This window comes from Massilia sp. IC2-278 (genome assembly GCF_020708045.1).
In the GTDB taxonomy this organism is placed as follows: domain Bacteria; phylum Pseudomonadota; class Gammaproteobacteria; order Burkholderiales; family Burkholderiaceae_D; genus Telluria.
Genome location: NZ_JAJFES010000039.1, coordinates 1 through 7,913, shown reverse-complemented (window position 1 = coordinate 7,913; position 7,913 = coordinate 1). Strand labels below are relative to the sequence as shown.

The 7,913-nt window shown below is 65.4% G+C and carries 5 protein-coding genes and 1 rRNA gene; 3 read left to right on the top strand and 3 right to left on the bottom strand.

What is annotated here, in order from left to right:
• Positions 1-244: 244 nt before the first annotated feature.
• The 3 genes from LK540_RS25145 to LK540_RS25135 are packed head-to-tail and all read right to left on the bottom strand — an operon-like array spanning position 245 to position 4,161.
• Complete coding sequence (locus LK540_RS25145) at positions 245-2,491, bottom strand: xanthine dehydrogenase family protein molybdopterin-binding subunit (protein WP_229440139.1); 2,247 nt, start codon at positions 2,489-2,491, stop codon at positions 245-247.
• Positions 2,488-3,474, bottom strand: coding sequence for a xanthine dehydrogenase family protein subunit M (locus tag LK540_RS25140; RefSeq protein WP_229440138.1), 987 nt, complete (start codon positions 3,472-3,474; stop codon positions 2,488-2,490). The genes LK540_RS25145 and LK540_RS25140 overlap by 4 nt, the downstream gene beginning before the upstream one ends.
• 9 nt (positions 3,475-3,483) lie before the next feature.
• Complete coding sequence (locus LK540_RS25135; protein ID WP_229440137.1) at positions 3,484-4,161, bottom strand: 2Fe-2S iron-sulfur cluster-binding protein; 678 nt, start codon at positions 4,159-4,161, stop codon at positions 3,484-3,486.
• Positions 4,162-4,472: 311 nt separating this feature from the next.
• Between LK540_RS25135 and LK540_RS25130 the strand changes: the two genes are divergently transcribed.
• The 3 genes from LK540_RS25130 to LK540_RS25120 all read left to right on the top strand — a co-directional run.
• Complete coding sequence (locus LK540_RS25130) at positions 4,473-6,836, top strand: M43 family zinc metalloprotease (RefSeq protein ID WP_229440136.1); 2,364 nt, start codon at positions 4,473-4,475, stop codon at positions 6,834-6,836.
• A complete protein-coding gene (locus LK540_RS25125; RefSeq protein ID WP_229440135.1) occupies positions 6,833-7,144 on the top strand; it encodes a hypothetical protein in 312 nt (103 codons plus the stop codon). The genes LK540_RS25130 and LK540_RS25125 overlap by 4 nt, the downstream gene beginning before the upstream one ends.
• 657 nt (positions 7,145-7,801) lie before the next feature.
• Positions 7,802-7,913: ribosomal RNA gene (locus tag LK540_RS25120) — 16S ribosomal RNA — on the top strand; the annotation flags it as partial.

The following is a 7,913-nucleotide window of genomic DNA, read 5'->3' as shown; positions in this document are numbered from 1 at the left end:
ATCCCGAACAGGACCGTGAAACGACTTTGCGCCGATGATAGTGCTGCAACCAGTGTGAAAGTAGGTTATCGTCAGGCTAGTTATATGAAAAACCCCGCAGAGTGATCTCTGCGGGGTTTTTTGCTTTTGCGCGTGTCATTTCACGTTCTTGGCTGTTTGCGTACGGCGCCGATGCTCAAGAGATGAGACAGCGTGGGCACAGGTGCCCACCCTACAAAAGCGGTTTTCTGCAAAGTTTGTATAGTCAGACCAATACTTTATCGGGAGTGATCGGTAAGTCTCGGATCCGTTTGCCGGTGGCGTGGTAGACCGCATTGGCGATCGCTGCCGCCACGCCCGTGATGCCGATTTCGCCGACACCCTTGGCGCCGAGCTCGTTGATCTGCTTGTCCTCTTCGTTGACGATGACAATATCGATGGCGCCGATGTCGGCGTTCACCGGCACGTGGTAGTCGGCCAGGTTCGCATTCACCGCGCGCCCGAAACGCCAATCCATTTCCGTCTTTTCCATCAGCCCCATGCCAAGGCCCCAGACGATGCCGCCCATCAGCTGGCTGTGCGTGGTCTTGCGGTTCATGACCCGGCCAACCCCATAAGCACCGACGATGCGCGGCACGCGGATCGTGCCGACATCCGGATCGACATGCACTTCGACGAACACCGCGCCGAAGGCATGCATGGCATAGCGCTTTTTCTCGTCGCCTGGCTCGGCATTGGCATCGGCACTGACCGGCTGGCCGCCTGCGCGCGCCACGATGGCCGACATTTGCTCGCGCCGGGCGGGTGCGGCACGTGCAAGCAGCCAGCCGTCGGCGGCATCGATATCGCCGGCGGCCATGCCATGCAAGGGAGAAGCCGTATCGGCAATCGCCATGGCGACCAGCTTGTCGCGCAGTGCACGCGCCGCCTGGTGTACGGCCGGTCCGACGCTGGCCACGGTTTGCGAGCCGCCCGACACCGGTGCTTCGGGTAGCAGGGTGTCGCCCAGCTGGAAGCGTATTTTCGACACAGGCAGGCCGAGGGCATCGGCCGCGATCTGGCTCATGACCGTATAGGTGCCGGTGCCCAGGTCGTGCGAACCGCTGCGCACGACGGCCGTCCCATCGGGCAGCAGCGTGGCCGCGGCCTTGGCATTCTTGCGGTTGGCGGGATAGGTGGCCGTTGCCATGCCCCAGCCGACCAGCGTGCGTCCGTTCTTCATCGCGCCTGGCCGCGGGTCGCGCTTGTCCCAGCCGAAACGTTCGGCCGCCACTTGGTAGCACTCACGCAGCGACTTGCTCGACCACGGCACGTCCTTTTCCGGATCCTTCTCGGCATAGTTCGCCAGCCGCAGCTGCACCGGGTCCATCTTCAGCTTGTAGGCCAGTTCGTCGAGCGCCGACTCGAGCGCGAAACTGCCGCTCGATTCTCCCGGCGCACGCATATAGGTCGGCACGCCGACGTTCAGCGTCGCCAGGCGCTGCGAGGTCTGCAGGCTGTCGGAGGCATACAGCTTGCGCGTGGCGGCCGTGCAGGGTTCGGTGAAATCGTCGAGGAAGGCGGTGCTCGAGATCGTATCGTGGCGCACCGCGGCCAGCCTGCCTGCCGTCGATGCGCCCAGCACCAGGCGCTGCTCGGTCAGCGGCCGCGCACCCACCGGGCCATACATCTGGGTACGCTCGAGCACCAGCTTGACCGGTCGCCCGGTCATTTTCGCGGCCATCGCCGCCAGCACGACGTGCGACCAGACCGAGCCCTTGCATCCGAAGCCGCCCCCCACGAAGGGGCAGACCACCCGCACCTGCTCCGGTGCGATGCCGAAGCTCGATGCAACCGTGCGCTGCACGCCCGTGACATTCTGCGTCGAGTCGTACATGACCAGGCTATTGCCGTTCCAGTGCGCGATGGTGGCATGCGGCTCGATGGGATTGTGGTTTTCCATCGGCGTCGTATAGGTGGCGTCGAAGCGCGTGGCCGAGCGTTCCAGCGAACGTGCCACGTTGCCGCGCCCGGTGTCCGACGGCCGCTCTGGCTGCGGTTCCGGGCGGCGCAGCTTTTTCTTCGCCTGCGCAAAGTCGAGCTGGGCCCGTTCGGTCTTGTAGCGCACCCGCAGGTGGCGGGCCGCGTCGCGCGCGTGCTCGAAGGTATCGGCGATCACCACCGCCACCGGCTGGGCGTTGTACCAGACCAGGTCGTCCTGCAGCAGCGACAGCTTGGGATTGGGCGGCTGCTTCTTCTGGTCCGGCTTCGACTGCTCGCCGCCTTCCTTTTTCTCCGAACCCTGCGGCAAGGCCAGGCGCGGTGCGTTCTGGTGGGTCATGACCGCGATCACGCCCGGCATGGCCTTGACCGGCACGCTGTCGATCGCGGCAATCCGACCCTTGGGGATGGTCGACAGCACCATCACCGCGTGCGCCAGCTGCGGCAGCTTGTGCTCGGCCGAATAGGTGGCGGCGCCGGTCACTTTCAGGCGTCCGTCGACGCGGTCGATTCCTTGTCCGACGACGCTCATGCCATCTCTCCCGCACGCCGCAGCGCGCTCACGGTGGCGCGCTGCGCCAGGTCGATCTTGAAGCGGTTGTCCTTGAAGCTTTGCGCGCCGCGCACCAGTAGCGCCGCCGCTTCGCGCGAACGCGCCTCATCGAGGCGGTGCCCGGCTAGCAATGCCTCGGCAGCCGGCACGCGCCAGGGCTTGTGCGCCACGCCGCCCAGGGCGATGCGCGCCTGCCGCACGACCCCGTCGGCAATGTCGAGTGCCGCTGCCACCGAGACCAGGGCAAAGGCATAGCTGCTCCTGTCGCGCACCTTCAGGTAATGGGCATGGCGCGCAAACGCGGGCGGCGGCAGGTCGACCGCGGTGATCAATTCGCCTGGCGCGAGGGTGGTTTCGGCCTGCGGCTGCGCGCCTGGGAGGCGGTGGAAGTCGCCGATCGGCACACTGCGCCCGCCGCGCGGGCCCGCAATCTGCACAGTAGCCTCGAGCGCCGCCAGGGCCACGCTCATGTCGGAGGGGTTGACGGCGATACAGGCCTGGCTCGCGCCGAGGATGGCGTGCATGCGGTTAATGCCTTCGCGCGCGGCGCAACCGCTGCCGGGCAGGCGCTTGTTGCACATGTCGAAGGCGGTGTCGACGAAATACGGGCAGCGCGGACGCTGCATCAGGTTGCCGCCCATGGTCGCCATGTTGCGCAACTGCGGCGAGGCGCCCGCCAGCAAGGCCTGGGACAACAGCGGATAGCGGCTGCGCACCAGCGCATGGTTGGCCGTATCGCTGTTGCGGGCCAGGGCGCCGATGCGCAGTCCGCCGCCGGGCAGTTCCGTGATGTCCGCCAGGCCGACGCGGGTGATGTCGACCAGGCGCAGCGGCCGTTCGACGCCGCCCTTCATGAGGTCGAGCAGGTTGGTGCCGCCGCCGATGACGCGGGTATCGGCGGCTTGCGCCAGGCGCAGCGCGTGCGCCGGGTCAAGGGCGCGTTCGTAGTCGATGGCATGCATGCCGGCCCCTCAGACCTTGGCCGTGGCGCGCACCGCGGCCACGATGTTGTTGTAGGCGCCACAGCGGCACAGGTTGCCGCTCATGCGTTCACGGATTTCCTCGTCGCCGAACCGCACGACTTTCATGCGTACATCGGGACTGGCGGCGCTGGCCGTTCCGGCGCGCATTTCGTCCATGCAGGCCACCGCCGAACAGATCTGGCCGGGCGTGCAATAGCCGCATTGGAAGGCGTCATGCTCGAGGAAGGCGGCCTGGATCGGCGCCAGTTGCTCGCCCTGGGCAATGCCCTCGATGGTCGTGATCTGGTCGCCCTCGTGCATGACCGCCAGGGTCAGGCAGGCATTAACGCGGCGGCCGTTGACCAGCACCGTGCAGGCGCCGCATTGGCCGCGGTCGCAGCCCTTTTTCGTGCCCGTCATGCCGGCGTATTCGCGCAACGCGTCCAGCAGCGACACGCGCAGCTCCAGCGTCAGCGCATGGCGCTTGCCATTGATGTCGAGCTGGACCGGGCGCGGCGGCACCGGCGGCGCGCCGGCTGCTGCCGGACTCTCGGCGGCGCCCGCATGGGGCAGGTGCGCGACGGCGGCGGCCGCGACGGCGCTCTGCAGGAAGCCGCGGCGCGACACGGCGAGCGCATCGTCCAGGCCAGGGCCGGACGCGTCGTCCGGAGGGAGTTCGTTCGACATGAGGGCTTTCTCGTCTGCATGCAGGAAGACCCATTATCCCGGCCGGGTCGACACGTTCTGTTAGGCCACGCACACAGTCGGGCTTGTTGGCAGAAGCCGACACTCGCGCCGGCAAAATGCTGTGTTCGCTGCGTACGGTTTTTTATCTGTCCAGCCCCGGAACTTCGCTCCTGCCGATTGTCTTACCACGTAAGACCGTGCTTCCAGTTTGCTATCGATTGGACAGGCATGCCCCTGATACAGGGCGCAATTGCATCACAGGCGACGAGGGGAAGAACATGAAAGCGAAGACATCCAAGACTGCAACATCCATGCCCGACGGTAACGGAGCAGGCGACGCCGGGCCTGCCTCTAGCGCGTCCGATGCGGATGGCGCCATCGGCAACATGATGCCGAACGACGGCAAGCTTGACCTGGCGCCCGAGGAACGCGGCATGCCGGGCCTCGCCAGGCGCGACCCCACGGGAGGCATGCCGATCGGCGAGATGGAAGCGAAGCAGGGCGGCCATGGCAGCGAATACGATATGCCAGCCGGCAGCATGGGGAACGGCAGCGCCGGTCTCGAACGTGCCGGAGGGGGCGGCGACGGCGGCTTTGGCGGCGGGTCGGGCGGCGGCGGGGGAGGCGACAGCGGCGGGCCGAAGGTACGCAAGTGCGGCACCATGGACGTGCACCGGCGCCTGCTGTCGAGCAATCCGGAATACGCGCGCCGCCGCGACGACATCGAAATCGAAACGGTGCGCCTGGAGAGCGGCGGGGCCGGCAACCAGCGTACCGGCATCACCCGCATTCCAGTGGTCGTGCACGTGGTCTGGAACACGCCGGCGCAAAACATCTCCGACGCCCAGATCGCCAGCCAGATCGAGGTGCTGAACCGTGACTTCCGCCGCACCAACCCGGACGTCGGCACCACACCCGCTCCCTTCCTGCCGCTGGCCACCGATGCCCGCATCGAGTTCTTCCTGGCGACCGCCAATCCTGCGGGAGCGCCGACTTCCGGCATCGAACGGCGCCAGACCTCGGTCGCTTCCTTCAACGATAACGACGCCGTCAAATCGACGGCCGGCGGCGGCCTGGATGCCTGGCCGGCGGCCAATTACCTGAATATATGGGTTTGCCAGCTGGGCGGCGGCCTGCTCGGTTATGCGCAGTTTCCCGGCGGCCCCGACGCCACCGATGGCGTCGTCATCCTGCACTCCGCCTTCGGCACAACCGGCACCGCCGCCGCGCCCTTCAACCTGGGGCGCACGACCACGCACGAAATCGGCCACTGGCTCAACCTGAACCACATCTGGGGCGACGACGGCACCGGCTGCAGCGGCACCGACAACGTGGCCGACACGCCGAACCAGGGCGGAGCGAACGTCGGCGTGCCGAGCTTCCCGCGGGTATCCTGCAGCAACGGGCCGAACGGCGACATGTTCATGAACTACATGGATTACGTCGACGACCGCGCAATGGTGATGTTCTCCGCCGGCCAGGTCGCGCGCATGCAGGCCTGTCTCGACGGCGTGCGCAGTGCCATCGGCAGCAGCGCCGGCGCCATCCGCCCCAGTTCGTCGCCCGTCGTCGCCTGGGGACCGAACCGACTCGACGCGTTCGTGGTCGGTACCGACCGCGCCATGTACCACAAGTGGTGGAGCGGCAGCGCCTGGGGGCCGTCTGTCACCGGCTACGAAAAGCTGGCCGGCGCCTGCACCAGCGTGCCGCAAGCGGTGGCCTGGGGCCCGAACCGGCTCGACGTGTTCGTCACGGGCACCGACAGCGCGCTCTACCACAAGTGGTGGAACGGTTCCGCGTGGGGGCCGTCGACGACCGGCTATGAATTCATGGGCGGGGTGTGCGTCGACGATCCGCGCATCGTCAGCTGGGGTCCGAACCTGCTTGACGTCTTCGTGCTCGGCTCGAACCGGGCATTGTTCCATAAATGGTGGAACGGCTCGGCCTGGGGACCGTCGCTGACGAGCTACGAAAACCTGGGCGGCGTCTGCGCCGGCCAGCCCGAGATTGCCGCCTGGGGACCGGACCGCCTCGACATCTTCGTGGTCGGCACCGACCGCGCGCTGTATCACAAGTGGTGGAACGGCAGTGCCTGGGGTCCGTCGATCACCGGCTATGAAAACCTGGGCGGCGTTTGCACCTCGCCGCCGAAAGTCGTCTCCTGGGGACCAAACCGCCTCGATATCTTTGTGACCGGCACTGACGGTGCGCTGTACCACAAGTGGTGGAACGGCTCCGCCTGGGGACCCTCGGTCAAGGGCTTCGAGCGTCTCGGCGGCGTGTGCGTCGACAGGCCCGAGGTGGTCGCCTGGGGGCCGAACCGTCTCGACATCTTCGTCATCGGCACCGACAGCGCGCTGTACCACAAATGGTGGAACGGCTCGGCCTGGGGACCGTCGGTCACCGGCTACGAAAAGCTGGGCGGCACCTGCACCTCCCAGCCGGGCGTGGTCGCCTGGGGACCGAACCGACTCGACGTCTTCGTCACCGGCACCGACAGCGCCTTGTACCACAAGTGGTGGAACGGCTCGGCCTGGGGGCCGTCGTTGACCGGATACGAGTTCATGGGCGGCGTCATTACCGCATTCCGCGATGAAGAGGCGCGTGACGAGAAAGTCGACATGCCGATGACGCTGCAGCCCACCGGCACGCCGATGCTGGGGGCGGGCGCATGATGGGCGGCATGCAAACGGGCGGGATCGGCGGAACCTGGGCCCACTCCTTCGAGGAGGACGAGGGCGAGGTGCAGGTCTATCGCCCTTACGATACCTTTCCGTTTCCGCACAGCCGGCAGGGGCGGGAAACCCTGGACTTCCGCGATGCCGGCCAGGTGGTGAGCGGGACGCCGGGGGCGGACGATCGGCAAGTACGGACTGCCGCCGGTGTAACGGCGCTGGGAATGAACCGGTTTCGTCTCGGCGACGCGCGGGTGATCGAAGTGCTCGAAGCAGGGCCTGACGTACTCAAGATCAAGCCAGGCTGAGGGAGCGAACCTTTGCGGGAGGGGAGGGCCGCCGGTGCAAGCCGGTGGCCTCGCGTTCGCACCGACTGGGCATGCACTTGCCTCCGACGAGATCCCCCCGATTAACGGAACCGCCGGTTCGGCAAGTGCCGCCCAGTTCTGAGATGCGAGGGGCACTGGCATGGCTGTGGTCGACCTGCGTACGACCGCGAAAAGACCTGGACAGTTCCGTTATTCGTATCGAAAGGCGCCGGATTTATCGCCAGCAATGAAAGATCGATTGGCATGGATGCGAAAAGACGCTTGCAGCCTGGATAGCGGTTTGCTATAGTCTCGTTCCCCAACGCAACGCCAGTGCAAACCGGCAGATGCGAAAGGGAAAAGAAAAAAGAAGTTGACGACGCAAACGAAACACTGCATAATCTCGCTTCTCTGCTGCTGACAAACAAAACGATTTGTCGAAACGCAGCAAGTAGTACCGAATAAGTTCTTTAACAATTAACAGTCGATAAGTGTGGGCGTTTGATGAAGGTGCCAGCTGACTAGTTCAGCTGATTACTTAAATTATCAAATGTTCACACAAAAGAAATACGTTGCTCAGCAATGAGTGACGGTCAGTATTTTGAGTGAGCGACTCCTGAGAAATCAGGATGGCAGCAATGCCAACAAACAGAGATTGAACTGAAGAGTTTGATCCTGGCTCAGATTGAACGCTGGCGGCATGCTTTACACATGCAAGTCGAACGGCAGCGCGGGGCAACCTGGCGGCGAGTGGCGAACGGGTGAGTAA

Excerpts from the sequence above, each read along its gene's own strand:
- LK540_RS25135 (WP_229440137.1), bottom strand. The coding sequence starts at position 4,161 with ATGTCGAACGAACTCCCTCCGGACGACGCGTCCGGCCCTGGCCTGGAC.
- LK540_RS25130 (WP_229440136.1), top strand. The coding sequence starts at position 4,473 with ATGCCCGACGGTAACGGAGCAGGCGACGCCGGGCCTGCCTCTAGCGCG.
- LK540_RS25145 (WP_229440139.1), bottom strand. The coding sequence starts at position 2,491 with ATGAGCGTCGTCGGACAAGGAATCGACCGCGTCGACGGACGCCTGAAA.
- LK540_RS25125 (WP_229440135.1), top strand. The coding sequence starts at position 6,833 with ATGATGGGCGGCATGCAAACGGGCGGGATCGGCGGAACCTGGGCCCAC.
- LK540_RS25140 (WP_229440138.1), bottom strand. The coding sequence starts at position 3,474 with ATGCATGCCATCGACTACGAACGCGCCCTTGACCCGGCGCACGCGCTG.